We start from the raw sequence: 26,049 nt of genomic DNA on the forward strand, positions 1-26,049 counted from the left end.
CTCTATTCCTGTCCCTTCCAGTATTCCTCAATTCCGGAAGCCAGTCCTTCACGGTCTATTTCACCAGCTAAGTACTGCTGCATCAGGTTTCCTACTTTTTCATAATGATCTGCTGGATATTTCGTATACATAGGTAAAGAATTGCCATCTGCGATATATTCATATGCAGATTTTACAAGGCTCTCTGTCATCTCTTTATCGTTATTTGTATATGCCGGAATATTTCCATCATCCACCACATACTGCTGTCCTTCTTCGGACTGGGTTGCAAACTCAATAAATTCTTTAGCTGCTGCCTGTTGTTCCTCTGTAGCACAAGCTGTGTCTACACAGAAATACCCTGGTACAAGTGAACAGATTTTTCCGTAATTGTTCTCATCTTCAGATGCCAGCGGAACCGGAATAAATCCATACTCATTTTCTGTATCCAGCTGACGGATCACACTTGATTCCCAGCTGCCCTGGAACCAGAATACGGATTGCTCAGTATATAATGTCTGTGACTGCTTCACAGCCTCATCTGCAACATCTTCCAACGGATTATCTTTATAATAATTGTACTTCATCAATGTATCAAAAGTATCCATATAACTATTGAACACATCATTATTGACCAGATCTGCAGTTCCCTCTTTCAGGGATGTTACAAATGCATCCGGGTCATCCTGTCCGGAATATACCATGTTAAAATAGTGATTTCCGAGAGACCAGTTATATGGGCTGATCACCGTAGGTGCAACATCTTTTTTCTCCAATTCGTCACATACATTTGTGAAGTCATCTAGTGATTGAATACTGTCTACATCAAAGTCATCACCAAGCAGCTTGGAAAGGGTTGTCTTATTATAGATAATTCCATATGCCTGTGTTTTCACCGGAACTCCAAGGATTTTCTCATCATAAGTTACGTCATCCAAAGTTCCCTCAGATGCATTCTTGATACATTCCATATCGGACAGATCTGCCAGCTTATCCTGAAGCTTATTCACATCACCAGATTCCAAGAAAAATACATTTGGTGCACTGTTTGAATTATACATAACGGTAAGCATTTGATATCCACTCTGTCCATCTGTCAATGTAACAATTTCTGCTTCTGCATCTGTGCTCTGTGCATTAAATTCATCTACAAGCTGAGCATTTAGATCTGCGTTGTCACCTCCGATATAAACACGGATCTTTGTCTTACCACCGCTTGATGTCTGTGTAGTCTCTGTCTGTGCAGCTTCGTTACTCTCTGCAGTCTGTACTTGGTCAGATCCATCATCTGAACCGCATCCTGCTAATAATCCCATTGTCATAGCTGAAATCAATACTGCGCTGAATAATTTTTTTCTCATTTCTTCCTCCTCATAATAATCTTTTCTTAAAAGTGATAGTTTCGATCGTGTGAAACATGTTTCATTCATGGCTATACAATATCATATGAAACATGTTTCGTCAAGGACTTTTTTTATAAAAAAAAGAGCTTTCTGAACTGAAAAATATATTTTCTCATAATATTTTTACATTTCAGAAAGCCTCTTCTTTTTATTTCGTGGTTATTCCCTTTTCCAGCTTTACAGGCAAAATAATTTCACCTGGAGACTGCTCTATTTTCATTTCCTGATGTAATCCCTTCATCAGATACTCCACTGCTTTTTGTGCAATCTCTTCATAGGGCTGACAGATGGTGGTCATCTGTGTGGTGCAGGTTTTCGTCACAAAGGTTCCATCATACGCCACAATTGCCAGGTCCTCGGGAAGTTTTTTTCCAATTGCAAGGGCTGCTTTCAAAAAAGCAGTTGCCGGAATATCTGCTGCCATGACACCGTCCACATCCGGATACTCTTCAAGAATACATTTTGCAAGTTCAAAATAACCGCTGAAATCAAAATCGTTCCAACAAATCTCAACTCTTCTGGATCTTATTCCTGCTTCCTTTAGTTTTTGATCCAGTACTTCGTGACTTTGGAAAGACATAATATTCTTATCCCTTCGATTTCCCGATATATGGATCACATAATGACAGCCACTATTTATAAACTCCTTTGCAGCCAGTTCTGCTCCCATAGCATGATCTGATACAATAACAGGAAAATGTTCTCCCACCTTATAGTCTAACATAACCATTGGCTTTTCCACTTTTTTGTACTCGGAAGCCGACATGGTTGATGTTCCGCAAATAATTCCATCCACGATGTTTGATTTCAGGGTCTGAAAACACTCTTTTTCCCTGTCTTTCTTATCATCCGTGCTGAACAGCATAAGTTTGTACCCCTGTTTATATAAAATCCGCTCAATTGCTGAGGCCAAGGAAGAAAACCAGGGATGCTGGATATTTGGTACCAGCATGGCAATGGTGTTTGATTTTCCCTTGAACATTCCACGCGCCAGTTCATTGGGCACATAGTTTAATTTTTTCATTGCGTCTTCTATTTTTTTCTGAGTTTCTGGTGCTACCTTTGCCGTTCCATTTAATACTCTTGAAACTGTACAGCTTGCCACACCAGCTTCTTTTGCTACATCTCTTATACTTGCCATAAAAAGCACTCCTTATGAAACTTGTTTCATAAGGAGTATAGCACAATCTGTTTTATTTTTCAAACCGAAATTTTTATACCAACGCAATCGCTCTATCCGGATAATCCGTGATCACAGCTTCGGCTCCGGCTTCTTTTACAAGCTGGATATGTTCCGGCTTATCGGCGGTCCAGACATGCATTTTCAGGCCGGCGCGTTTTACTTCTTCGCGGAACTGAGGGTATTTCAGATGATAAACGGCAGGATGGACTGCGTTAATCCCCAGTTTTTTTGCATACATGGCAGGATTTACCCAGCCATCACTGAAAAGAATACCAGTCTGTACCTGGCTGTCAAGCTGTTTCATTTTTAACAGGCTGTAATGATTGAAGGAAGAATAAATCAACTGCTCTTCCATTTTCATCTCTTTCACTGCTTTCAGAACCTTTTCTTCCATTCCCGGGTAAAAACAGATGCTGTTTTTCAGTTCGATATTCACCATCATATCGGTGGTGCGCATCAGGTCCAATACCTCCTGAAGAGTCGGGATTCTGTAGATTCCTTCTGGCTCAGCGGATGTACTGACTTTCAGTTCTTTCAACGCTTTCAGTGTTTTTTCTCCTACAAGACCGGTTCCATCTGTAACACGGTCTACGGTTTCATCATGAATAACGATCAGCTGGCCGTCTGCACTTGTATGTACATCAAGCTCAATACCGTCAGCTCCCTGTCTTATGGCAAGCTCAAAGGCCTCCATGGTGTTTTCAGGTCTGTAACCGCTGGCACCTCTGTGTGCCCATACTTTTGTTTCTCTTCCTTTTTCCATCTTTCAAATTTCCTTTCCATTTCTTTGCCTGAAAAATCTTAAATAAACATCTCAATAGTTCTAAAAACTACTGCTCCTAGCTGTTATCAACTATAAAAACACTCCATACAAATTTCAAAAGATATTTCGTGCAAACCTGTACCTTAGCGTGTTTCCCTCGTAAATAATAACATGAACAGGGAACCAGCTGTGCCGTCCCCTGCTCGTGTTTTATCACCTATTATACATTTTTCGAATAAGATTACTCATTTAATAGGTTGTATTCCTCAATAGACTTATTCATATCAGAAGCCATCTTCTCCACAGCCTCTTCTGCTGTCTCATTGCCGTTCAGCATGTTCTCGATCTCAGTTTCTACAATAGAACGTGCCTCCGGGAAAACGCTGAGAAGAGCGCCTGCATACTCCGGCGCAGAGTCATGAAGCTGGTCGATTGCGGTCTGGAACTGCGGATACTGTGCAATGTTGTCTTTGAATACCGGCTCGTCATGTGCAGCTGTGGTAACTGGGAAATAACCGGTCTGTGCATTCCAGTATGCCTGGGATTCTGCAGATACAAGGAATTTTACGAATTCCCAGGTTGCAGCTTTCTTTGCCTCATCCTGGTTGTCAAGCATCCACAGGGAAGCACCGCCGATGGAAACACCGCCCTGATCTCCATCTGTAATAGATGGGAAGTATGCAGTACCAACCTCAAAGGAACCATTTACATCCTGAAGGATCTGTTTCAGGGAAGCAGTAGAGCCTAATGTCATAGCTGCTTTTCCAGCAGAAAAATCAGCCAGACCAGAATCCCCGCCCCGTCCTACATTTGGTGCATAGCCTGCATCATAAAGGGATTTCCACTCATTTAAAATGTTCAACGCTCCGCCATTCTCATCAAATACCACTTTTGTAGCGGCGCCCTCACGTCCGTTTCCGTTGTCTACATATTCCAGTCCCTGTTTGCACATAAACTGCTCGAAGAACCATCCGTAAATTCCCATAGATAAGGCTTCCCCTGCGCCGCCTTTGTTTACAAGGTCATCTGAGATACCGGCAATCCCCTCCAGGCTTGTGGGAATCTCAGTGATGCCTGCTGCATCAAACATATCCTTGTTGTAATACAGGATCGGTGTGGAGGAGTTAAACGGCATGGAATATAACTCATCATCAACCGTGTAATATGCCGTAATGTTTGCCTCCAGATCAGATACATCGTATCCTTCTGCATCAATCATATCCTGCATTGGAATCACCCAGCCGGAATCGATCATGAATCGTGTTCCAATATCATAAACCTGTACCAGATCTGCGCCCATGTTTCCAAGCTGTGCACTTTTCAGTTTGTTGATGGCGTCGTCGTAGGAACCCTGATACTGGGAATCTACAGTAATTCCAAATTCATTTTCTTCGTTAAATTTATTTACCAGATAATCAAGTGCCTCACCATTTACACCGCCCATTGCGTGCCAGAATGAGATGGTAGTTCCTTCCGGGATATCTGCGGCTGCTGCCATGCAGTTCACTGGTAAAACACTTCCAAGTAAGGTTGCTGCGGTTACTAAGGTAAGTAATTTTCTTTTCATCTTCTACCTCTTTCGTCTCTCTTCGATTTTTTTCTTCTCTATTCAGTTTTCATCTTTTTGCTGCCGTTTACAACAAACACATTGACTGATTCACACCACAGTCCATATTTTCTCGTAAACAGTAACATCTATTTCTCAGCCTTTTACGGCACCTGAGAACATACCACGGATCAGCTGCTTCTGTCCTGCAATAAATATGGAAATGGACGGAAGGATGATCAGGACAACACCAGCGATCATCAGGGTGATAGACTGGGAGTCCACGCTGTCCAGCATACCGATACCGATCTGGACAGTACGCATTTTGTCGGATCCGGTTACAAGCAGCGGCCACATATACATGTTCCATGCATTGATAAAGGTGTAAACCGCCATAGCTCCCATTGCTGATTTTGTCAGCGGCATCAGGATCTGCCAGATAAAGCGCAGATTGGAGCAGCCGTCGATCTTCGCCGACTCATAAAGGGAGATCGGGAAGCTAAGGTAAAACTGTCTGAACAGGAAAATTCCCATTGCAGAAGTCAGATACGGAATGATCAGTACCTTGTAGGAATCCAGCCAGTGCCAGCTGCTGACAGTCAGGTAATTGGAAATGATGGTCGCCTCTCCGGGAATCATCATGGTTGCCATTACCAGCATGAACAGCACATTTTTTCCCTTGAAATCCAGAAAGGAGAAGGAAAAGGCTGCCAGGGAGCAGGAAATGATCTGCCCGAAGGTGATCAGGCCTGCTACCAGAAAAGAGTTCACTACAAAACGTACAAGGGGAACTTTATGTAAGGCCTGGATAAAGTTTTCCAAGGTTGGATTCTTTGGCAGAATGTTCATTTCCATGGTAAAAAGCTCACCAGATGGCATGAATGCAATGCTGATGGCATATAAAAGCGGTGCCAGGACAATAAATGTCACTACAATATTCAGTGCAATGTGTCCGGCTGTTTTCGCTGCTCTTTTATATTTCTGCTGGGCCAGCATTTTTGCCTTTGTTTCCTGGAACTTCTGGCGTTCCAGTGCCATTTGTTTTTCTTTTTCAGTGGTAATGCTGATGGTCTGTGACATTAGTATTTCACTCCTTTTTTCTCAATCTTAAACATGATCAGTGTGAGTACCAGCACGATCAGGAACAGTACCACTGACTGGGCTGCAGCACTTCCGAAACGGTAATTAAAGAATGCATCCCGGTAAATAGAATATACGATCAGGTTGGTAGACTCTCCAGGGCCTCCCTCAGTCAGGATCTTTACCTGTCCAAAGGACTGGAAGGCCTGGATAATGTTTACTACCAGGGTATAGAACATCATAGGTGCCAGACCGGGAAGTGTAAGGCGGTAAAATTGCTGGAAAGCACTTGCCCCGTCTACAGAAGCTCGCTCGTAAATGGTTTCATCAATGTTGCTGAGACCTGCGGAAAAATACAGGAAATTGATTCCGGTGTTCAGCCATGCTGTGAGAACTGCCACACAGATCAGCGCATATTTCGGATCACTGACCCAGTTGATATCCAGATTAAAAATCTTGTTGATAATTCCAACAGAAGGGTGAAGCATGATCTTGAAAACCATTGCGGCTGAACTGGAAGCAATTGCCATTGGCAGGGCATACGCTGTACTGAAAAAACGGATTCCAGGAAATGTTTTGTTGCAAAGCATGGCGGTAACCAGTCCAAGAAACATGCTGACCGCTACTACGATCACAACAAAGATCAGGGTTACGGTAAGACTGTTCCAAAATGAGGAAGACTGAAGCAGCTCCTGATAATTTCCCAGTCCTACAAATAATTTTGCCTGTCCCATTTTATTCGTTTTAAAAAGACTTAAATATAAAGTTTTGAAAAACGGAAAAAACAGGAAGATTCCAAAAATAAGGAAACTTGGCACCAGGTACCAGTAGGCACCTGCGTTTTTTAACTTTTTCATGAAATAAACTTCCTTCCTTTTTGTGTTATGATAAACCTCTGTATCTATGGCTGTGAGTTTCGGTTACGGCTCACACAGCAGTATGTTTTTCTGATTTCCCATGTCAAACATACAGATGCGCTCCATATCGATCCAGAGTGTTACTTTATCCCCTTTATCCAGGGTACTGTCTCCGGAAACCTTTGCGCAGCAGTCCTGGCCCATGTAACTGAAATGCAGGATCACCTCTGCTCCAAGAAGTTCTCTGGCGGTGACAGTTACTTCGATTTTCCACTCGCTGAATACATCGCCGGATGCAGGCTTTTCCAGGAAATGCTCCGGGCGGATACCCAGCTCGATATTTTTTCCAAAGTATCCCTTTTTCCGAAGGGGCTTCCACAGGAAATCCGGAATAGTAATGGCTGCGTCCTCTTCCAGTTCAAACACCTTTTCATTCTTTTCTTCCCAGACACGGGCCTGGAGGAAGTTCATGGATGGAGAACCAATGAAGCCTGCCACGAAACGGTTTACAGGATATTCATAAAGGCTCTGTGGGGTGTCTGCCTGCTGGATCAGACCATGGTTCATAACCACGATCCGGTCGCCTAATGTCATGGCCTCTGTCTGGTCGTGTGTTACGTAGATAATGGTATTTCCAAGGGATTTATGGATGTTTGCCAGTTCCACGCGCATCTGGGTACGAAGCTTGGCATCCAGATTGGAAAGGGGCTCATCCATGAGAAGCACCTTCGGTTCCCGGATAATGGCATTTCCGATTGCAACACGCTGGCGCTGTCCGCCGGAAAGGTTCTTCGGTCTTTGTTTCAGAAGATTTTCAAGTCCCAGAAGTCCGGCTACCTTGTGAACCTTCTCGTTAATTTCTTTTTTTGGCACTTTTCTTACCTGTAAGGAAAATGCAATGTTGTCATATACGTTCATCTGGGGATAAAGAGCGTAGCTCTGGAAAACCATTGCCAGGTCTCTCTCTTTTGGCTCCAGATAATTGACCAGCCTGTCTCCGATCCACAGTTCTCCGTCTGAGATATCCTCCAGACCGGCAATCATTCGAAGGGTTGTGGATTTTCCACAGCCAGATGGACCGACAAATACAATAAACTCGCCTTTTTCTATTTCCAGATTAAATTCATTGACTGCGTGGAAGCCATTTTCGTAGCTTTTGCAGATGTCTTTTAGCATTATTTCCGACATGTTGTTATTCTTTTCCTCTCCTTCTATTGTGGTAAAGCGGAACCGTTGATCTGATATCTATCTTCACTTATACAGCAAATGTTCTGCTGATTAGTTTTCTACATCAGATACCCTGCCAGTTTTCCCAGCGACGGGCACTGGAAACCATTTTTCCACTCTTCTGCTGTGCCTTCCCCGGTCAGTACCAGACAGCTGTCGATTCCAGCCCTTTTGCCGCATTCCATATCTGTGTAGATCCGGTCCCCGATGAGAAGTGTCTGCTTAGGAGTGCAGCCGGTCTCTTCCAGACAGGCGTACACCATTCCAGGTGCCGGTTTGCCGATGTATTCCGGTTCTCTTCCAACGGAGGCGGTGATCATTTTGCAGATGGATCCACAGTCCGGAACCATTCCGAAATCAATGGGACAGCGAAGATCCGGGTTTGTGGCAAACCAGGGAACCTTTGTCTTGGTAAGCTGCCGGCATACCTGAACCAGCTTTTCGTAAGTCAGCTCTGTATCGTAAGCACAAAGCACACAGTCCACATCCTCCCCGGCCTGGCAGGTAATATTCAGTCCTGCTTTTTCTAATTCTTTACAATAAGTCTCTGTGGCTGCTACCAGTATTTTCTCGTTTCTATAGTATTTTTTCAGAAAATCTCTGGCGTAGGTTCCTGCTGTAACAAACTCTTTTTCAGTTGTCTCAATTCCCCATTCCCGGAATTGCCCTACATAATCTTCTGCTGCTTTGGAAGAATTATTTGTAAGGAAACGGAGCATTCCGCCGCTGTCTCTCACTGTTCGGAGAAAGTCTGCGGCGCCCGGTAGAATTTCACTTCCAAGTGCTACTGTTCCGTCAATATCCAAAAGGAATAATTTCTTTTCTTTTATCATTGATGCAAGATCGTGATGCATAAAAATATATTCTCCTCTTTCCATCCTGCTGCAGATGGGTTACTGTGCCTTCCAGCCAGTAACTCCAGCCGCTCCCTGACACAATGGTATTATAAAATTTTTCAGGTCTCCTTAACAATCTTAGTTGTGTCAAATGGATGTTAAATTCAGGCAAAAAAAATCACGGCTCTTCACCGTGATTTTTTACATTCATCTGTCCATGTTAAATTCGGGTAAAAATAACGAAATCAAACGCACATTGAGGTTTTTCAAGCCGTCCTTAGCTCATATTGGAAAAACGTTCCACAGCTTTCGTAAAGCTCTCAATAGTTTTATCCGCGTCACCGTGTTCGATGCCATCGCGGACACAGTGCTTGATGTGGCCTTCTAACACCACTTTTCCGCAGCCGTGGAGGGCAGATTTGGCAGCGTTGATCTGGGAGAGCACGTCCTCACAGGGAACGTCCTCGTCGATCATACGGTCAATGGCCTGTACCTGGCCGATTATTTTTTTCAACCTGCGATGCAGGTTTTCGGAATCCATACATTGTCTCATTTGTGTTATACATCCTTTCTGATCAGTACTTTTTTCCCCTCAAAGGCAAATCCGTAATGATGGATATTCTCTTCTGGAATCCCCCGGGATTTCAAATCCTGATCATATCTTTTATTTTTAATCTGGTTTAAAGCGTTTTCCACTGTATCTTCCAGGGTTTTCTCCTTCACAGCCTGCCGGACTTTAAATTCAAATATATAGGCATTTTCCTTCTTATCCGTAGGCTCCAGAACTACATCATACCTGCCAAGGCCACTTTCACGGTTGGAAGTTATCAGATATCTTCCACCAAGGTCTACAATCAGTCCAAGCACGAATCCATGATAAAATCGTTCTGGTTCAGCTTCTTCTGAGGTCTTTTTTCCTGTGTCAAAAGAGCTGAACGTCTGGAGGGAAATCTGGTTCATGTATTCATTCATGTAATCTACATCATCAGCCAACAGTGCCTTAATAAAATCATTATAACGTACATTGGATTTCTGGAACCAGCTGCGAATCATTTTTCGGAACATATTTCGCACTTCATGGTTGGTAATAGAAAGCAGATATACTTCTTCTCCATTTTCCGGAATATGGTCCGCTTTCAAATAGCCGGAGGCCAAAAGCAGACTCCAGACTGCACAATCGCTTTCCTGAAGCTGATCAAATACCAGTTCCTCTTCTATTGGAGATGCAATTGTTTTTCCTGCAAGAAGATCTTCCATTTCGATTTTAATATCCGGGGAACCTTCCTGGATCAGTTTGCCAACCAGACTGTTCGAGCTGGTGTTGGCCCAGAAATTCTCAAACTTCCCGGTATCCAGAAACTTGGTAATGGACCACGGATTATAGATATCTGTGCGGCTGCCAAAATGAAAGCCATCATACCAGTATCGAATCTGTTCCAGCTTGTCTGCACAATTAAATTCTGTCAGAATCTGTTCCACTTCTTCCTCAGTAAAACCAAAAGTAGTCTCATATTTCCGCGAACCTGTTGTAACGATTTCCAGATTATTCAGATCTGAAAAAATGGATTCCTTGGATATTCTGGTAATTCCTGTGAGGATTCCTCTTTCCAGATATGGATTCGTCTTAAAAGCTGAGTTAAAAAGCCCGCGCAAAAACGCTGTTAATTCGTTCCAATATCCATTTACATAGGCTTCCTGAAGAGGAGTGTCATATTCATCCAGAAAAATAAGGACTTTTCGGTCATAATGTTTCGTCAGACATAGCGCAAGCCGATAAAGTGCAAGCCCTGCCACAGAATCAGAAACATCTTCTTTTATATAATCCAGATATGCCTTTTCTTTTTTATTTAATGCAGAAGATGTTCTTAAAAAATCATACTTTGCATACAAGTCCATCAGAACCTGTATGATTCCCATTCTGGAGTCCTCATATGTTTTTCCTTTTACAGAGGCAAAGCTGATAAAAATAACAGGATAGCTTCCCTGCAATTCCCGATATTTCTCATTCGCCCAGATATGCAGATTCTCAAAATATCTGCCATATCCGGCGTACTGATTAGAAAAGAAGTATTCCAGCATACTCATATTCAAAGTTTTTCCAAAACGGCGCGGTCTGGTGATCAAAGTTACCACATCTCCGTTTTCCCACCATTCGCGGATAAAATCAGTCTTGTCCACATAGAAATACCTATTTTCTCTAATAGAACCAAAGTCCTGATTTCCAATCGAAATAACCGGTTTCATATTGCGGTATGCCTCCTTTCCCAAACATTTATGCCTCTACTTTAACATTTATGTCCTTAATTTACAAGTTATCAACTCGGTGTATTCAGAAAAAATCTGCGTATTTGTTTTACTATTATCTTACCATATGTTATCATATTCTTACAACATTAAGGGGGAAACAAATGTAATGGAAAAGAAATCGAATCATTTTTCAGGGCAGCTTGGTTTTGTCCTGGCCGCAGCCGGAAGTGCTGTGGGAGTGGGAAATCTTTGGCGATTCCCATATCTTGCCGCAAAAGATGGAGGCGGCTTATTTTTAATTGTCTATCTGATCCTGGTATTAACCTTCGGATTTACCCTTCTCACCTCTGATATTGCCATCGGACGGCGCACACAGAAGAGTGCCATCGGAGCCTATACCCAGATGCGTCCTAAGTGGAAGTTCCTGGGCATCCTTACCTTCCTGGTACCAGTACTGATCATGACCTATTACGCGGTGATCGGCGGATGGATCACCAAATATGCAGTGGTATATGTAACCGGACAGGCACAGGCCGCTGCCGCAGATGACTATTTTACATCCTTTATCACCTCTTCCACTTCACCGGTGATCTTTGCACTGCTGTTCATGGGTGTCACTGCTTTCATCGTGTACAATGGCGTGGAAAAAGGCATCGAAAAGGTATCCAAATGGATGATGCCCATCCTGCTGGTTCTGGTTGTGGTGATTGCAGTTTACTCGCTGACACTTTCTCATACAGATGCTTCTGGTCAGGTGCATACAGGATGGCAGGGATTTCTTTACTACCTGACACCGGACTTTAGTGGACTGACGGTGCAGCGCTTTTTGCAGATCCTGCTGGATGCCATGAGCCAGTTATTTTTCTCACTCAGCGTGTCCATGGGAATTATGATCACCTACGGTTCTTATGTAAAACCTGAGGTAAACTTAAACAAAGCGATCAACCAGATCGAAATTTTTGATACCGGCGTTGCCTTTCTTGCAGGTGCCATGATCATTCCGGCTGTATATGTATTTTCCGGTACAGAGGGAATGGGGGCTGGACCAAGCCTGATGTTCATTTCCCTGCCAAAGGTATTTTCCGCTATGGGAAAAGCTGGTACCTTCGTAGGAATCCTGTTTTTCGTGACTGCTATTTTTGCGACCTTGTCTTCCTGTATTTCCGTACTGGAATCCATCACCGCAAACTGCATGGAAATTTTCCATACCAGCCGCAAGAAAACAGTCCTGGTTTTATCTGCAATCTACCTTGCCGCTTCTGCTGTCATCGCTTTGGGATACAGCATTTTCTATGTGGAAGTAAAGCTTCCAAACGGTTCTGTTGGACAGCTTCTTGACATTATGGATTACATCAGCAACAGTGTTATGATGCCTTTCATTGCACTGCTTTCCACTATTCTCATTGGCTGGATCGTAACGCCGGATTATGTCATTGACGAGATGGAACGAAGCGGAGATAAGTTCCGGAGAAAGAAATTATACCGTGTCATGATCCGCTTCGTTGCGCCGGTTATGATGTTTATTCTGTTTTTACAATCTACTGGGATTTTATCTTAAATGAGACAAATGCCAAGGTCGCGTGCAAGTATGGGGTAAAATTCACCTGTCCCATAAATATCAACGCGCAAACAAGCTCTGCGATTTTTTCTCATTATCGCAGCAAACGCCAAGGTCTCATGCAAGCACGGACTTTGGCTCGACGGTCGCGAAAAAGGAAGAGTGAGGCTGTGATTCAAAAGGTAATCAGCCCCACTCTTTCTCTATAGCACAATATATGCTTCTTTTGTTTTATTTCATAACTTTCTGTATCATCTTCACCAGAGTATCCGGGTTCACAGGTTTGGCCAGGTGGCCGTTCATGCCGCTGGCCAGGGCCTTTTCACGGTCTTCCCCAAAGGCGTTGGCAGTCATGGCGATGATCGGGATGGTAGTCAGTTCAGACTTCAGGGAGCGGATCTCCCTGGTGGCTTCGTAACCATTCATGATCGGCATCTGGATGTCCATTAAGATCAGATCATAATCCCTATTTTTCGCCTGTCTTATTTTTTCTACGGCGATCACACCATCATTGGCAGTCTCTACTGAAAAACCGGCATCTTCCAGAATGGTCTGTGCAATTTCCTGGTTCAGTTCATTGTCCTCCACCAGAAGGATCTTCTTTCCGGTACAATCAAAATCTTCCTTCTTTTCTTCCTCCTTTACCAGAACCGGCTGGGACAATATGTTCCTAAGCTCAGACATAAACAATGGCTTGGAACAAAAAGCGGTAACCCCCGCTTCTTTTGCCTCTTCCTCCACGTCTGACCAGTCATAGGCGGTAAGGATGATGATGGAATTCATCCCCGATCTCCGTGGCAAGCTTAGCCCGGATCACAGCCTCTTTTCCGGAGACAGTCCACTCGGAGCGCATACCGATCTCTGTAAGCATCTTGGAAATGCTGATGCAGGTATCTGTATCGTCATCTGCAACCAGAACTTTCAGTCCCTGAAGCTTTTCTATTTTCTGATATACCACTTTTTCTCCTGTTTGATCCTTAAACTGAGCATGCCGCCGGTTTTATTAAATTTCACGCCATTTCCCAGAATGTTCAAAAGAACCTGGGTTAATCTCAGCTTGTCTGCAATCATATCCTCATCCACCACATCTACGGTATCAATGAGGAAATCCAGCTGCTTGGAGCTGACTGTAGGCTGGATGATGGTTCGGATATCATTCAGCAGTTCCGGCAGATGAAGGGGATTTTCGTCAATCTTTACTTTTCCGCTCTCAATGCGGCTCATATCCAGCACATCATTGATCAGGGAAAGAAGATGCTCACTTGAAGTTCCAATCTTCTTCAGATACTCTTTCAGCAGTTCTTTATTGTCAATGTGGGAGCCAGCCAGGGAGGTAAAACCTATGATGGCGTTCATAGGGGTACGGATGTATGGGACATGTTGTTGAGGAACTGGGTCTTGGCCCGGTTGGCGTGCTCTGCTGCTGCAAGGGCTGTAGCAAGAGCCTCGTTTTTCTGCATTTCCGCAAGCATCATATCGTTGACATTCTTAAAACCAACTACGAAATCATTGCTTTCCCCGCCATCTGTAGCCGTGAAGTTTGCCTGGAAATATTCTTCTTTTCCCTGATAAGCACTTCTGTAGGTTACACTGTAAACAGGCTGCTTCCGGATTTCCTGCTGGACCGTTTCGTAAGCAACCTTCTGGGCAAATTCTTCCCGGATGTCTTCACAGATGTAATGGTCAATATACTCCTGCATGCCTACGCTGTAGTCAATTTCTTTTTTATCAGAAAATCTTGCCTCACCAGCCACACCGATTTGTCCGTTATTTTGAAATTTCACACTGGTTCTGCCGTTGTTGGTAATATACCATACAGCGGAGTACTCTCTGGAAAGTCCGCTGATCACATGGTTCTGATTTTCCAGTGTATCGTTGATGGACTGAAGCTGTTTATTCTCTGTAATATCCAGAAAACATGAAAAAACGGAACCTCCATCCGGGCAATGTGATTTCGCTAAGACATTGCATCTCTGAAGATTCCGTTTTGTAAATTCTGTATTTTTTATGTTTCTGATAGAAGCCGTTCTTTTACTGCCAGTGATGTTCTGCTTCTTCAATCTCCTCGATGAACATTAAGAGGAAGCTGATGAGAAGCAGGATGCTGGATACCCAGATGGCTCTTACACCGTAGGCCAGGGAAAGTCTGCCGCCAACTCCTGCGCCGATGGCGAACAAGAGGATGATGGCGAAGTAGCATGATGCCTGGTGAAGCAGACGCGGCTTTCTTTCCCGCATGTAGGCGGAAAGGGCTGCGGTACCGCTCCTTAAGTTTCCGATGCACATAGTGCTGGCGTAGGCGTTTCCTTCTACTTTTCGGAAGGTCTGCACCTGAAGGGCGCAGGAAAAGGATACCAGGGTGGTGGCTAGTACGTTCAGGTTTCCTGGGATGAAGCCTACCAGAAACAGCAGGATGATTTCTACCAGAAGAATTCCCTGGCGCCAGTGAAGGCGTTTGGCGTAGCGGAATTTGTCCTGGATGCATTCCGCTAACAAAACTCCAAGGAAGAATGCGGACAGGGGGATCAGGTAATGCAGGCCTGCCTTCACTTCACCGTTCATAAACCGCTCACTCATCAGTACCACGTTTCCGGTCTGGGCGTTGGAAAATACGCCGTCGCGAGTAAAGTAGGTATAGGCATCCTGAAATCCTCCTGACACTGCAAGAAATGCACTGTTTATGAATGCTTCTGAGGTCTGTACCCTTCTATGATGGTCCATAATAAGCTCCTTCTTTCATCTTTTGTCTTTCTTATCCATACATATCCTCAAATTATAGAATAAACATTGGATCCTGTAAACACCTAATTTGATATATGGAGTATATATATCTTATATACCTAAGACAAAACCGCCAATCAGTCTGCTTTGTGTGCTTCCAGATACTCTTTTCTTCCCTCTTCATAGAGGTTGTTGCCTTCGCTGTCGATAATAACAACAAGTGGCATGTCTTCTACGTAAAGTTTACGGAGGGCTTCGGCGCCAAGATCTTCGTAAGCGATAAGTTCAGCTTTTTTGATGCATTTGGCAAGAAGGGCGCCGGCGCCGCCGATGGCTCCGAAGTAAACACCGTGATATTTTTTCATAGCTTCTACAACTTCAGGAAGGCGGGCTCCCTTGCCGATCATGCCGCGGGCTCCTACGGACATCATGGTTGGTGCGTAGGCATCCATACGGCCGCTGGTGGTCGGGCCTGCGGAACCGATAACCTGTCCTGGTTTTGCAGGAGTTGGTCCTACATAATAAATAGTTGCATCTGTTGGATCAAATGGGATTTTTTCTCCCTTTGCAAGGGCTTCACACATACGCTTGTGGCCTGCGTCACGGGATGTGTAAATGGTTCCGGTAAGGAGAACCTGATCTCCTGCGTGAAGGGTTTTTGCCAGTTCTTCTGTCAGAGGCAGTGTAATATGTCTTCTTTCCATGATCAGATCACCTCCGTTTTGTGACGGGTAACGTGGCAGTTGATGTTGACTGCACATGGCATTCCCGCAATATGTGTAGGCATTGTTTCAATGTTCAGGCCGATGGCTGTGGTCTTTCCGCCAAAGCCCTGTGGTCCGATTCCAAGCTGGTTTACTTTTTTCAGCATTTCATCTTCCAGGTCTGCGTAGAATGGATCCGGGTTGTGGGAATCCAGCGGACGCATCAGTGCTTTCTTGGCAAGAAGGGCACATTTGTCAAAGGTTCCGCCGATTCCAACGCCAACTACCATAGGCGGGCATGGGTTCGGTCCAGCTGTTTCTACTACTTCCAGGATGAAATCTTTGATTCCCTGAAGTCCGGCTGATGGCTTGAACATACGGATCATACTCATATTCTCGCTTCCGAAGCCTTTCGGTCCTACTGTAATCTTTACTTTATCGCCTGGAACGATCTCTGTATAGATCATGGCTGGTGTATTGTCACCTGTGTTTCCACGGCGTACCGGGTCTTTGACTACAGATTTGCGAAGATAGCCGTTTGTGTATCCGCGGCGTACGCCTTCATTGATGGCATCGGTGAGATCTCCGCCGACAAAGTGTACATCCTGTCCGATTTCCAGGAACACACATGCCATTCCGGTATCCTGGCAGATGGGCACATTCTCGTTATCTGCAATGTCAAAATTCTCAATAATGTTGTCAAGGATGCCCTTGGCAATCTCTCCGTCTTCGCATGCGCGGCATGTTTTGATGGCGCATTTTACGTCTTCCGGAAGATGTTCATTTGCTTCGATACAGAGTTTCTCGATCACGTCTGTAAGTCTGCTTACTTCTACTTCACGCATTTGGGTAAGCTCCCTTCTTTAATAATGATATCGCCTGCAGGCGGTATGTTCTTTTTTCATTATAGCAAATGCCTCCGGCACCGGCAATTCCCTGGCGATACCGGAAGCAGTTATTTCATTATCTCTGCTCGTGACGGGCGTAGTTTGGAAGCAGTAATGGGGATACCTTATCTGTTTCTGCACCTGCCGCTTTTAATTCTTTCTCATATGCGTAGATATGATCCAGGTTCATTTTTCCAAGCTCTACCTCTTTGCATTTTGCAGCTGCCTTTTTACCAGCATTTCTTCCGAAAACGATCACGTCCAGAAGAGAGTTGCCCATCAGTCTGTTTCTTCCGTGGATTCCACCTGCTGCTTCTCCTGCAACTAAAAGGTTCGGGATTTCTTTTGTAAATCCGTCTCCGTTGATCTCCAGACCACCGTTCTGGTAGTGAAGAGTCGGGTAGATCACGATCGGGACTTTTCTCATATCTACACCGTAGTTCATGTACATACGGAACATAGCCGGGATTCTCTTCTCGATGGTTCCCTCGCCGCCCAGGATCTCGATCATCGGAGTATCCAGCCATACGCCTTTCAGTCCGCCAGGAACTTCTACGCCGCGGCCTTCCTCACACTCGCGGATAACACCGGAAGCGTTGACATCACGGGTTTCAAGTGGATGGATATAAGCTTCTCCGTTTGCATTTACCAGCTGTGCACCAACGGAACGAACCTTCTCTGTTACCAGCGCGCCAAGGATCTGTGACGGGTAGATGGCTCCTGTTGGATGATACTGGATGGAATCCTGATAGAGAAGGGATGCGCCTGCTCTGTATCCCAGTACCAGTCCGTCAGCAGTTGCGCCATAGTGGTTAGAGGTAGGGAATCCCTGATAGTGCATTCTTCCTGCACCGCCGGTTGCAATGACAACTGTCTTTGCTCTTGCAACAGAGTAATCGCCAGTTTCCATGTTCAGAAGAATAGCACCTGCTACCTGTCCTTTTTCATCCTTCAGAAGTTCAACAGCAGAAGTAAATTCTACTACCGGAATGCCAAGGTTTAAAACCTCGTCACGGATGGTACGCATGATCTCTGATCCGGAATAATCTTTTGCAGCGTGCATTCTCTTTCTGGAAGTTCCGCCGCCGTGTGTAGTGATCATGGTTCCGTCGTCTTCTTTGTCAAACTCAACACCAAGGTCGTTCAGCCATTTGATGGCATCCGGAGCTTCCATTACCAGTCTTTTTACCAGCTCTGGTTTCGCTGCAAAGTGTCCGCCGCCGAAGCAGTCCAGATAGTGCTGTACCGGAGAATCGTTTTCTTTGTCAGCTGCCTGGATTCCGCCTTCTGCCATCATAGTGTTGGCATCACCAATACGAAGCTTAGTTACGATCATAACATTTGCACCTGCATTATGAGCCTCGATGGCACAGGAGGAACCTGCACCGCCGCCGCCGATTACAAGCACATCTACATCATAATCAATCTTGGTAAGGTCGATTTTTTCGTTAAGCAGACGGCTTTCGGAGTGAAGCATTTCAGCCAGTTCAAGTGGTGCTTTCTGTCCTTTGTTGGGACCTACTTTGATCTCGGCAAATGCGTCCGGGTTATAGTCTGGATGGAATTTCTTCAGAAGGGCATCTTTCTCATCAGCAGTCAGACGTCTTGGCTCGGTTGCCATACGCTGTGCTCTTGTAGCCTCTACCTTTTTGATGGATTCCATCATATTTTCTGGATATGGTGCGTACATGTTTTTTGCCCTCCTTATTTCTCGATTTCTCTGTTGTTGTAAAGTTCCTGCATGTCTGTGATCGGTTTCTGCATGATCTGCTCGATCAGGTCGTCGTATTTGCCTTCGTGGATTTCTTCTACACGTTTTTCAAGGTGTTCGCTCCTCGGAGCAATGTATTTTCCTGTGAGACGTCTTGCAAGAAGTCCTACCATCGGGTGGGAAATTCCGGCCGGACATCTTACGGAGCAGCAGCCGCAGCTTACGCAGTCAAAGGATTCTTCGGCGCATTTCTCAAGCTCGCCTCTCTGTGCGTATGCAATGTACTGCATAACGTTTAATCCCTGTGTGCAGGCTTTTGTACAGGCGTTGCAGCCGATGCAGCTGTAGATTTCCGGGTACAGTTCCATCATGACCTGCTGGTTTGGCTGAAGGTCTTCGATGTTGTAGAGTCTCTTGTCTGTTGGGAAGAACGGGATGCTTGCTACATACATGCCTTCCTGTACCTGTGTCTGACAGGCGAGACAGGTTTTCAGTTCGTTGTCGCCTTTGATCCTGTAGATGGTGGCGCAGGCACCGCAGAAGCCGTGGCGGCAGCCGCAGCCGCGTTTTAAGGTGTATCCGGCGTATTCCATGGCCGTCATGATGGTCAGGTCAGCTGGTACGGTGTATTTTTTACCGAAGAAATATACGTTTACCATATTTTCCATGTTGGGTTGTTCCTTTCTTCTACTTATTCTACTCCGCAGTGCGGGGGCTCGATTCCACTTCGTTACATCTCGCTTGAGGGCATTCGCCCTATGCAGATATGCAGCCATACATTTCTTACGTGCAAGCACAACGAACTGCATGTCAGCATATCTGCGCACTGCTCATTGCTTATCAATACTCGTCTGGTAACTGGTCAATTTCATCCATTCTAAATACCGGACCATCTTTACATACGTACTTAGATCCAATATTACATCTTCCGCATTTACCAATACCGCACTTCATACGAAGCTCCAATGTTGTATAAACCTGAGTTCTTGTAAATCCAAGCTCCTCAAGGCCCTGAAGTACGAATTTGATCATGATTGGCGGGCCGCAGACTAATGCGACTTTGTTGGTGTCGAAGCCGATTTCTTTTAAGTAGGTTGGTACGAAACCTACGTGGCCGTCCCAGCCTTCCTGCTCGCGGTCGATGGTCAGGTAGACGTTTACGTCTTTGGCGTTCATCCAAACTTCCTGGATCTCTTTTAATTTTACAAGATCATCTGCGGAACGGGAACCGTAGAGGATGTCTACTGTGCCGTAGTCGTCGCGGTTATCAAGAACATAGTTGATCACGGAACGAAGCGGAGCAAGACCGATACCACCGGCGATAAACAGAAGATTTTTGCCTTTCAGCTTGTCTTCCACCGGGAAATGGTTTCCGTATGGTCCACGGACTGTGATCTCATCTCCCACCTGAAGGCTGTGGAGATAAGAAGTCAGCTCGCCGCATTTTTTAATACTGAACTCCTGGTACTCTTTGTTTGTAGGAGAAGAAGTAATGGAAAACATACCTTCGCTTACACCTGGTGCGCAGACCATTGCGCACTGGCCAGGCATGTGTTCGAAAAGCTTTCCCCCTTCCGGTGCTGTTACACAGAAGGTTTTTACATCCGGTGTCTCCTCGTGAATGTCGGTGATCACGCCAACCTGCGGGATCAGAGTATCCAGAGTATAATTTTTATGACAGGTACACTCGCTCATTACTTTTCACCTCCATGGTTTTCAAAAGCCTTGATCACCTTCACAATGTTCAGGGATGACGGGCATTTTTCCACGCAGCGGCCGCATCCTACGCAGGAATACATGCCGCCATTGTTGGCCGGAAAATATACAAGCTTGTGCATAAATCTCTGACGGAATCTCTGCATCTGGCTGGTACGGTTATTTCCGTGAGCCATCATTGTGAAATCGGAATACATACAGGAATCCCAGCAGCGGTAACGTTTTACGCCATGACCTGTGTCATAATCCTTGATGTCGTAACACTGGCAGGTAGGACATACAAAGGTACAGGTTCCGCATGCCAGGCATGGTTTATATAAGGTCTCCCAAACTGGAGAACCAAATTTCTCATCTGTGGCATTTCCATCCCAGCCTTCCAGGGAAAGATGGGTGTATGGAAGCTTTTCCACGATGCTTCTGATCGCTTCTTTTTCAGCATCCACTTTTGCCTGATCGTCGTCAGCCGGAGTAAGCAGTTCTTTTACGGCTTCTGTAAGAGCCTCGCCCTTCTCAGTAAGAGCTTTCCAGTAAAGGCTTCCCTCCACCATCCAGGCAGCCACATCGGCTACACCCTTGGTGTCAGCGTCTGCGGAAGGATCTGCTGCGTCTGTTCCAAATATTTTACAGAAGCAGGATTCCTCTGGCTCATGACAAGCCATGGCCACGATGGTTCCATGATCTCTTCTTGCTGCGTAGAAGGTATCAACAGGATCTGCAAGGAAAACCTTGTCCAGAACTGCCACACCCTTTACATCGCAGGCTTTCATGCCAAATACAACAAACGGACGGTTTCTAAGTTTTTCTGGCTCTACAGTCAGCTTCTTTCCATCACGGACAACCGTGTAAAGTGTCTCGCTCTGTGGGAAAAAGGCATCTTTGCCGGATTTTACGGTTTTCAGTGTATCCAGATCTGCCTCTTCGCTCTCATTCCAGAGGCCAAAGTTTGTCTGGCCTGCTTTCTTAATTGGAAGGATCAGATCCTGGCTTTCTGCAATCTTCCGGAATAATGCTTCCAGATTTTCTTTCTCAATCTTATACATACATTATCCCCTTTCTGCCACTATGCCTGGCTCTACATCGTCAAATGTAAAGCTGGTCAGCGGGCCTTTTGACTCTGCATCTGCGCCAGCCTGATATTCCCCGTAGAAAGTATCAATATCTTTGATGAACTTACGGTTAAACAGGTGAAGCGGAATTCCCTGCGGGCAGACACGGCTGCACTCACCGCAGTCTGTACATCTTCCTGCAACGTGGAAGGCACGGATAATGTGAAACATTTTCTCCTCGAAGGAATCCACATTTGCCTTCTGTGCGCTGTCAAACTTGGTGCTGTCAAATACGCACTTGCGGCAGCTGCATGCAGGGCAGGCATTGCGGCAGGCGTTGCAGCGGATACATTTACTAAGCTCTTTCTGGAAAAATGCGAAACGCTCTTCCGGGCTCATTTTCTCGATTTTTTCAACCTCTGCGAAACGGTCTGCATCTTTGGTATCCTTGGATTCGCCAATGATCTCGTCGTAGATCATGTGCTCTTTTCCCTTACATACGTGGCAGCGTTCCAGCATGGCATCTTTGTATGCTACGGTCTTATCGCCGTAGATGGTGGAAATGTGAAGTTCTTCACAATCATCAGTAAGCTCAGCACCGGAAATACTCTGGATTCCCTTGATTCCCATTTTACGAAGTTTTTCCACATCCAGCTTTCCTTTACATCCAACACCAATAATGTAAGTCTTTTCACGGTCTACACGGTGTTCTTTGATCAGCTGGTTAAAACTATAGGTATCACAAGGCTTCAGACAGACAAGTGTTTTGCCCTCTAACTTGGAAGCCTCGATCATCATTTTGCTTAAGTTGGCACCGCAGAAGCCGTTGTAGACAAATTCGTCCAGGCTTTCGGCGGTCTCGAAATATGCTGCTTCCGGATTGTAAGGCAGGTCTCCGGCTTTCCAGCCAAGAACACGTGCTACGGTTCCGTCAGCCAGCAGTTCTTTTGCACGGGCGATCAGTTCCTGCATCTTAAATCCTCCAATCTGACGTTTTTACCCAGAGAATAGATTTTTTCCACAAATTCGTTCATGGTCTGGGAGAATTTTACACCTTCTGCGGCAGATACCCACTCTACACGGGTACGGCCGTTTTCCACACCGATGAAGTCCAGCATGGAGAAAAGAAGGGTCATACGTCTTCTTGCGTAATAGTTTCCAGTTGTGTAATGGCAGTCTCCCGGGTGGCAGCCGCACATGATCACGCCGTCAGCGCCTTTCTCAAAAGCACGGAGGATGAACATTGGATTTACACGGCAGGAGCATGGCACACGGATGATCTTTACATCAGCCGGATAGGAAAGACGGCTGCTTCCTGCAAGGTCTGCACCTGCGTAGCTGCACCAGTTACAGCAGAATGCCACGATCTTGGGTCTGAATTCTTCTTTTGCTTCTATCGACATATTGCATCTACCTCCGCTAAAATCTGTCTGTTGGAGAATCCCTGCAGATCCATTGCTCCGGACGGGCAGGTTACGGTACATGCACCACAGCCCTGGCAAAGAGCATTGTTGACTACTGCGATTCTTCTTGTCTCACGGATTCCGTGGTCATTTACCTGTTTTTCCTCATAGGAGATCGCACCGTATGGGCACACATTTGCACACTGGGAACAGCCGTTGCAAAGGAGCTCGTCGGAATGTGCTGTACACGGGTTGGTTGTCAGCTTGTCTTTTGCAAGAAGGCCGATTGCCTTTACTGCTGCTGCGCCAGCCTGTGCAACTGTCTCCGGAATGTCTTTTGGTCCCTGGCAAACACCAGAAAGGAAAATACCAGCTGTAGGGGACTCTACCGGACGAAGCTTTGCATGTGCTTCTGTAAGGAAGTTGTTGGTATCAATACTTGCGGTAAGCATAGTTGCAATTTTTCTTACATCTTTATTTGGCTCGATGGCAGCTGCAAGGACTACCATATCTGCTTCCATAAGGATCTGCTTGTTTTCCAGAAGGTCAGAAGCCTGAACCATAAGAGTTCCGTCTGGCTGTGGGATAACCTTTCCAACCTGGCCTTTGATGTAGTTTACGCCATAATCCTCAACGGCTCTTCTGTAGAACTCATCGAAGTTTTTACCTGGGGTACGAACGTCAATGTAGAAGACGGTAACGTTGGTATCCGGGTATTTGTCACGGATCAGCATAGCGTGTTTTGCAGTGTACATACAGCAGATCTTGGAGCAGTAGCTCTTTCCTCTTTCATCGGAGCAGCGGCTTCCAACACACTGTACGAATACAATGTTCTTCGGGGCTTTTCCATCGGAAAGTCTCTCAAGATGGCCTTTTGTAGGTCCTGCTGCGTTCATGATACGCTCCAGTTCCAGGGATGTGATCACGTCCTTGCTCTGGCTGTAAGCGTACTCGTCATATTTATCAAGAGGGATCACATCGAAACCGGTTGCAACTACGATTGCACCGTATTTCTGTGTAATGATCTCGTCCTTCTGGTCGTAATCGATAGCACCAGCTGCGCAAACCTTGGAGCAGGCACCGCATTTTCCGGTTTTGAACTTGATACAGTTCTCACGGTCGATAACCGGAACATTTGGAATAGCCTGTGCGAATGGAATGTAGATGGCACTTCTGTTGTTCAGGCCGCGGTTAAACTCGTTTGGATTTTTCTTGGATGGGCACTTGGATGAGCAGACACCACATCCGGTACATTTGTCCATGTCTACGCTTCTTGCTTTCTTGCGGATGTCTACTGTGAAATCTCCAACAAAGCCGCTTACCTTCTCAACTTCACTGTATGTATAGATATTGATCTTCTCGTGTGCTGCTGCCTCTACCATCTTAGGTGTAAGGATACAGGCGGAGCAGTCCAGAGTTGGGAAAGTTTTGTCAAGCTGGGACATTCTTCCGCCGATACTTGGAAGCTTCTCCACAATATCAACTTCATAACCAGCCTCTGCAATGTCAAGGGCAGACTGGATTCCGGCAATACCTCCGCCGATCACAAGAGCACGCTTGGTTACAAGGCTCTCACCTGGCTGAAGAGGTGCGTCTAAGTTTACTTTTGCGATTGCGGCTCTTGCAAGGATCACGGCCTTTAAGGTAGCCTCCTCCATATCCTTGTGGATCCAGGAGCAATGCTCACGGATGTTGGCAATCTCTACCATATATGGGTTTAAGCCCGCCTTTGCTGCTGCCTTACGGAAGGTAGCCTCATGCATACGCGGAGAACAGGAACAGACTACGATTCCTGTCAGATTTTTCTCATGGATGGCGTTAATGATCTTGGCCTGTCCTGCTTCGGAGCACATGTACTGATAATCTTCTGCATGGACAACACCTGGCTCTTTTGCTGCCATCTCTACTACTTTTTTTACATCAACTGTGGCTGCAATGTTTGTACCACAATGACATACGAATACACCTATTCTCTGCACCTGTTTCTCACCTCCTGTATCTTCTAAATGCACTTACCAGCAGCTGCTGTGGTGTGTCTTCATCAAGCAACGCCGGGATCTCATCTGCGGTCAGATAGTTCTGTCCACGCTCGCGGACAACCAGCTGTCTTGCAGCGTCGATCAGTTTTCCCGGTTTTACATCCCTTGGACAGCGCTCTACGCATGCAAAGCAGGAGAGGCATTTCCATAAGGACTGTGACTGTGCCAGGGCTTCGATGTCGCCGTTTTGTACATAGGTTACAAACTGGTGAGGTTTGATATCCATCTCGTTGAATGCAGGACAGGTTGCGGAGCATTTACCGCATTTCATACATTTCAGGGGATTCACTCCGGAAATCTCTTTGATACGCTCTGCTGCATTCTGGGTATTTCCATATGTATAAGCCATTACTTCGCCACCTCCTCTTTTACTCCCAGAGCTTCTGCAAGAAGTTCTGTAAAATAGTAAACCGGGAGATCGCCAGTTCCGTTCTTTCTAAGGTTATACATGCAAAGTGGACAGGCGGTGATCAGCATATCGGCTTCAAAGCCTTTTGCACTGTCCATGATCTTTTCGCACATATTCTGTGCCATTTCTTTTTCTTTCAGGGAAATGTAGCCGCCGCAGCACTCATTGCGGTATGGATATACCACAGGATCTGCGCCAAGGGCACGGATGAAGTCTTCCATGATGGTCGGGTTCTCCGGGTTGTCAAAAGCCATGATCTTTCCTGGTCTTAAAAGGAGGCAGCCGTAGTAAGCGCCGATTTTCTTGCCTTTTAATGGATTTACCACTTTCTTTTTGATCTCGTCAAATCCTACTTCGTCACGGAGTACTTCCAGATAATGAAGGACATTTGTCTCTCCTTCATATGGAGCATCCAGTTTCAGATAATTGTTGGCTCTGGTGCGGATGTCCTCTACATTTTTCATGTCGTCATTCACACGTTTGAGCACATGATGACAGGCTGAACAGACAGTGATCAGGTCCTGTCCTTTTTCTTTTGCGTCGTTTAAAGCACGGACGGAAGAAAGCTTGGTTGCAATTTCGTCGCTGCCAAGGGGATATACGCCGCCGCAGCACTGCCAGTCTTCTATCTCTTCCATTTCGAAGCCCAGTGCTTTCGCAGAAGCTCTGGCATAGGCGTCCAGATCTTTTGCCTTATTCTTCAGGGTACATCCTGGATAATAACTGTACTTCAT

The 26,049-nt window shown here is 45.6% G+C and carries 27 protein-coding genes; 1 reads left to right on the forward strand and 26 read right to left on the reverse strand.

Annotated features, from left to right (window positions below):
- Positions 1-2: 2 nt before the first annotated feature.
- The 10 genes from ACTQ50_RS00645 to ACTQ50_RS00690 all read right to left on the reverse strand — a co-directional run bounded on the left by ACTQ50_RS00645 (position 3) and on the right by ACTQ50_RS00690 (position 11,118).
- Positions 3-1,340: an ABC transporter substrate-binding protein gene (locus tag ACTQ50_RS00645; RefSeq protein ID WP_441482509.1), complete on the reverse strand. Its 1,338-nt coding sequence runs from the start codon at positions 1,338-1,340 to the stop codon at positions 3-5.
- Between the two features lie 190 nt (positions 1,341-1,530).
- Positions 1,531-2,523: a LacI family DNA-binding transcriptional regulator gene (locus tag ACTQ50_RS00650; protein WP_441482510.1), complete on the reverse strand. Its 993-nt coding sequence runs from the start codon at positions 2,521-2,523 to the stop codon at positions 1,531-1,533.
- A 73-nt stretch (positions 2,524-2,596) separates the two neighbouring features.
- Positions 2,597-3,328 carry a glycerophosphodiester phosphodiesterase gene (locus ACTQ50_RS00655; protein WP_441482511.1) on the reverse strand — a complete coding sequence of 244 codons (732 nt, stop codon included), beginning with the start codon at positions 3,326-3,328 and terminating at the stop codon, positions 2,597-2,599.
- Between the two features lie 241 nt (positions 3,329-3,569).
- The gene (locus ACTQ50_RS00660; protein ID WP_441482512.1) at positions 3,570-4,895 is read right to left on the reverse strand and encodes an ABC transporter substrate-binding protein; all 1,326 of its coding nucleotides are present in this window, start codon (positions 4,893-4,895) and stop codon (positions 3,570-3,572) included.
- 135 nt (positions 4,896-5,030) lie between these two features.
- Complete coding sequence (locus ACTQ50_RS00665) at positions 5,031-5,954, reverse strand: carbohydrate ABC transporter permease (RefSeq protein WP_342978929.1); 924 nt, start codon at positions 5,952-5,954, stop codon at positions 5,031-5,033.
- Complete coding sequence (locus ACTQ50_RS00670) at positions 5,954-6,811, reverse strand: carbohydrate ABC transporter permease (protein ID WP_342978927.1); 858 nt, start codon at positions 6,809-6,811, stop codon at positions 5,954-5,956. The genes ACTQ50_RS00665 and ACTQ50_RS00670 overlap by 1 nt, the downstream gene beginning before the upstream one ends.
- Before the next feature lie 63 nt (positions 6,812-6,874).
- On the reverse strand, positions 6,875-7,999 hold the full coding sequence (locus ACTQ50_RS00675) for an ABC transporter ATP-binding protein (RefSeq protein ID WP_441482513.1): 1,125 nt from the start codon (positions 7,997-7,999) through the stop codon (positions 6,875-6,877).
- A gap of 98 nt (positions 8,000-8,097) precedes the next feature.
- The gene (locus ACTQ50_RS00680) at positions 8,098-8,892 is read right to left on the reverse strand and encodes an HAD-IIA family hydrolase (protein WP_342978925.1); all 795 of its coding nucleotides are present in this window, start codon (positions 8,890-8,892) and stop codon (positions 8,098-8,100) included.
- Positions 8,893-9,151: 259 nt separating this feature from the next.
- Positions 9,152-9,427, reverse strand: a complete 276-nt coding sequence (locus ACTQ50_RS00685) for a metal-sensing transcriptional repressor (protein ID WP_295278943.1) — start codon at positions 9,425-9,427, stop codon at positions 9,152-9,154.
- Between the two features lie 5 nt (positions 9,428-9,432).
- Positions 9,433-11,118, reverse strand: a complete 1,686-nt coding sequence (locus ACTQ50_RS00690) for an AAA family ATPase (protein WP_441482514.1) — start codon at positions 11,116-11,118, stop codon at positions 9,433-9,435.
- A gap of 169 nt (positions 11,119-11,287) precedes the next feature.
- Here ACTQ50_RS00690 and ACTQ50_RS00695 point away from each other — a divergent pair, with 169 nt between their 5' ends.
- Positions 11,288-12,679: a sodium-dependent transporter gene (locus ACTQ50_RS00695; protein ID WP_441482515.1), complete on the forward strand. Its 1,392-nt coding sequence runs from the start codon at positions 11,288-11,290 to the stop codon at positions 12,677-12,679.
- A 231-nt stretch (positions 12,680-12,910) separates the two neighbouring features.
- Here ACTQ50_RS00695 and ACTQ50_RS00700 read toward each other — a convergent pair whose 3' ends face one another.
- From ACTQ50_RS00700 to ACTQ50_RS00775, 16 genes are all read right to left on the reverse strand, one after another.
- Positions 12,911-13,462 carry a response regulator gene (locus ACTQ50_RS00700; protein ID WP_441482516.1) on the reverse strand — a complete coding sequence of 184 codons (552 nt, stop codon included), beginning with the start codon at positions 13,460-13,462 and terminating at the stop codon, positions 12,911-12,913.
- Positions 13,431-13,637, reverse strand: coding sequence for a hypothetical protein (locus tag ACTQ50_RS00705; RefSeq protein ID WP_441482517.1), 207 nt, complete (start codon positions 13,635-13,637; stop codon positions 13,431-13,433). Before ACTQ50_RS00705 ends, ACTQ50_RS00700 begins: the two co-directional genes overlap by 32 nt.
- Positions 13,619-14,035, reverse strand: coding sequence for a sensor histidine kinase (locus ACTQ50_RS00710; RefSeq protein WP_441482518.1), 417 nt, complete (start codon positions 14,033-14,035; stop codon positions 13,619-13,621). Before ACTQ50_RS00710 ends, ACTQ50_RS00705 begins: the two co-directional genes overlap by 19 nt.
- Entirely contained in the window at positions 14,032-14,739 is a 708-nt protein-coding gene (locus ACTQ50_RS00715; protein WP_441482519.1) for a hypothetical protein, read from the reverse strand. The genes ACTQ50_RS00710 and ACTQ50_RS00715 overlap by 4 nt, the downstream gene beginning before the upstream one ends.
- Positions 14,711-15,400, reverse strand: a complete 690-nt coding sequence (locus ACTQ50_RS00720) for a YoaK family protein (RefSeq protein ID WP_441482520.1) — start codon at positions 15,398-15,400, stop codon at positions 14,711-14,713. Before ACTQ50_RS00720 ends, ACTQ50_RS00715 begins: the two co-directional genes overlap by 29 nt.
- Before the next feature lie 137 nt (positions 15,401-15,537).
- Complete coding sequence (locus ACTQ50_RS00725) at positions 15,538-16,104, reverse strand: Fe-S-containing hydro-lyase (RefSeq protein ID WP_441482521.1); 567 nt, start codon at positions 16,102-16,104, stop codon at positions 15,538-15,540.
- A 2-nt stretch (positions 16,105-16,106) separates the two neighbouring features.
- Positions 16,107-16,949 (reverse strand): fumarate hydratase, encoded by an 843-nt coding sequence (locus tag ACTQ50_RS00730; protein WP_441482522.1) that lies wholly within the window; start codon positions 16,947-16,949, stop codon positions 16,107-16,109.
- Between the two features lie 118 nt (positions 16,950-17,067).
- On the reverse strand, positions 17,068-18,681 hold the full coding sequence (locus tag ACTQ50_RS00735; protein WP_441482523.1) for an FAD-dependent oxidoreductase: 1,614 nt from the start codon (positions 18,679-18,681) through the stop codon (positions 17,068-17,070).
- A gap of 14 nt (positions 18,682-18,695) precedes the next feature.
- Positions 18,696-19,370 (reverse strand): 2Fe-2S iron-sulfur cluster-binding protein, encoded by a 675-nt coding sequence (locus tag ACTQ50_RS00740; RefSeq protein WP_441482524.1) that lies wholly within the window; start codon positions 19,368-19,370, stop codon positions 18,696-18,698.
- 172 nt (positions 19,371-19,542) lie between these two features.
- Complete coding sequence (locus tag ACTQ50_RS00745) at positions 19,543-20,397, reverse strand: FAD/NAD(P)-binding protein (RefSeq protein ID WP_441482525.1); 855 nt, start codon at positions 20,395-20,397, stop codon at positions 19,543-19,545.
- On the reverse strand, positions 20,397-21,458 hold the full coding sequence (locus tag ACTQ50_RS00750; protein WP_441482526.1) for a 4Fe-4S dicluster domain-containing protein: 1,062 nt from the start codon (positions 21,456-21,458) through the stop codon (positions 20,397-20,399). The genes ACTQ50_RS00745 and ACTQ50_RS00750 overlap by 1 nt, the downstream gene beginning before the upstream one ends.
- Before the next feature lie 3 nt (positions 21,459-21,461).
- Positions 21,462-22,436: a 4Fe-4S dicluster domain-containing protein gene (locus ACTQ50_RS00755; protein WP_441482527.1), complete on the reverse strand. Its 975-nt coding sequence runs from the start codon at positions 22,434-22,436 to the stop codon at positions 21,462-21,464.
- Complete coding sequence (locus ACTQ50_RS00760; protein WP_117851105.1) at positions 22,424-22,867, reverse strand: hydrogenase iron-sulfur subunit; 444 nt, start codon at positions 22,865-22,867, stop codon at positions 22,424-22,426. Before ACTQ50_RS00760 ends, ACTQ50_RS00755 begins: the two co-directional genes overlap by 13 nt.
- Positions 22,858-24,846, reverse strand: coding sequence for a 4Fe-4S binding protein (locus tag ACTQ50_RS00765; protein ID WP_441482528.1), 1,989 nt, complete (start codon positions 24,844-24,846; stop codon positions 22,858-22,860). The genes ACTQ50_RS00760 and ACTQ50_RS00765 overlap by 10 nt, the downstream gene beginning before the upstream one ends.
- A 7-nt stretch (positions 24,847-24,853) precedes the next feature.
- Positions 24,854-25,255 carry a 4Fe-4S dicluster domain-containing protein gene (locus ACTQ50_RS00770; RefSeq protein WP_441482529.1) on the reverse strand — a complete coding sequence of 134 codons (402 nt, stop codon included), beginning with the start codon at positions 25,253-25,255 and terminating at the stop codon, positions 24,854-24,856.
- Positions 25,255-26,049, reverse strand: coding sequence for a CoB--CoM heterodisulfide reductase iron-sulfur subunit B family protein (locus ACTQ50_RS00775; protein ID WP_441482530.1), 795 nt, complete (start codon positions 26,047-26,049; stop codon positions 25,255-25,257). The genes ACTQ50_RS00770 and ACTQ50_RS00775 overlap by 1 nt, the downstream gene beginning before the upstream one ends.

Source organism: Blautia sp. Sow4_E7, assembly GCF_052116245.1.
GTDB lineage: Bacteria > Bacillota > Clostridia > Lachnospirales > Lachnospiraceae > Blautia_A.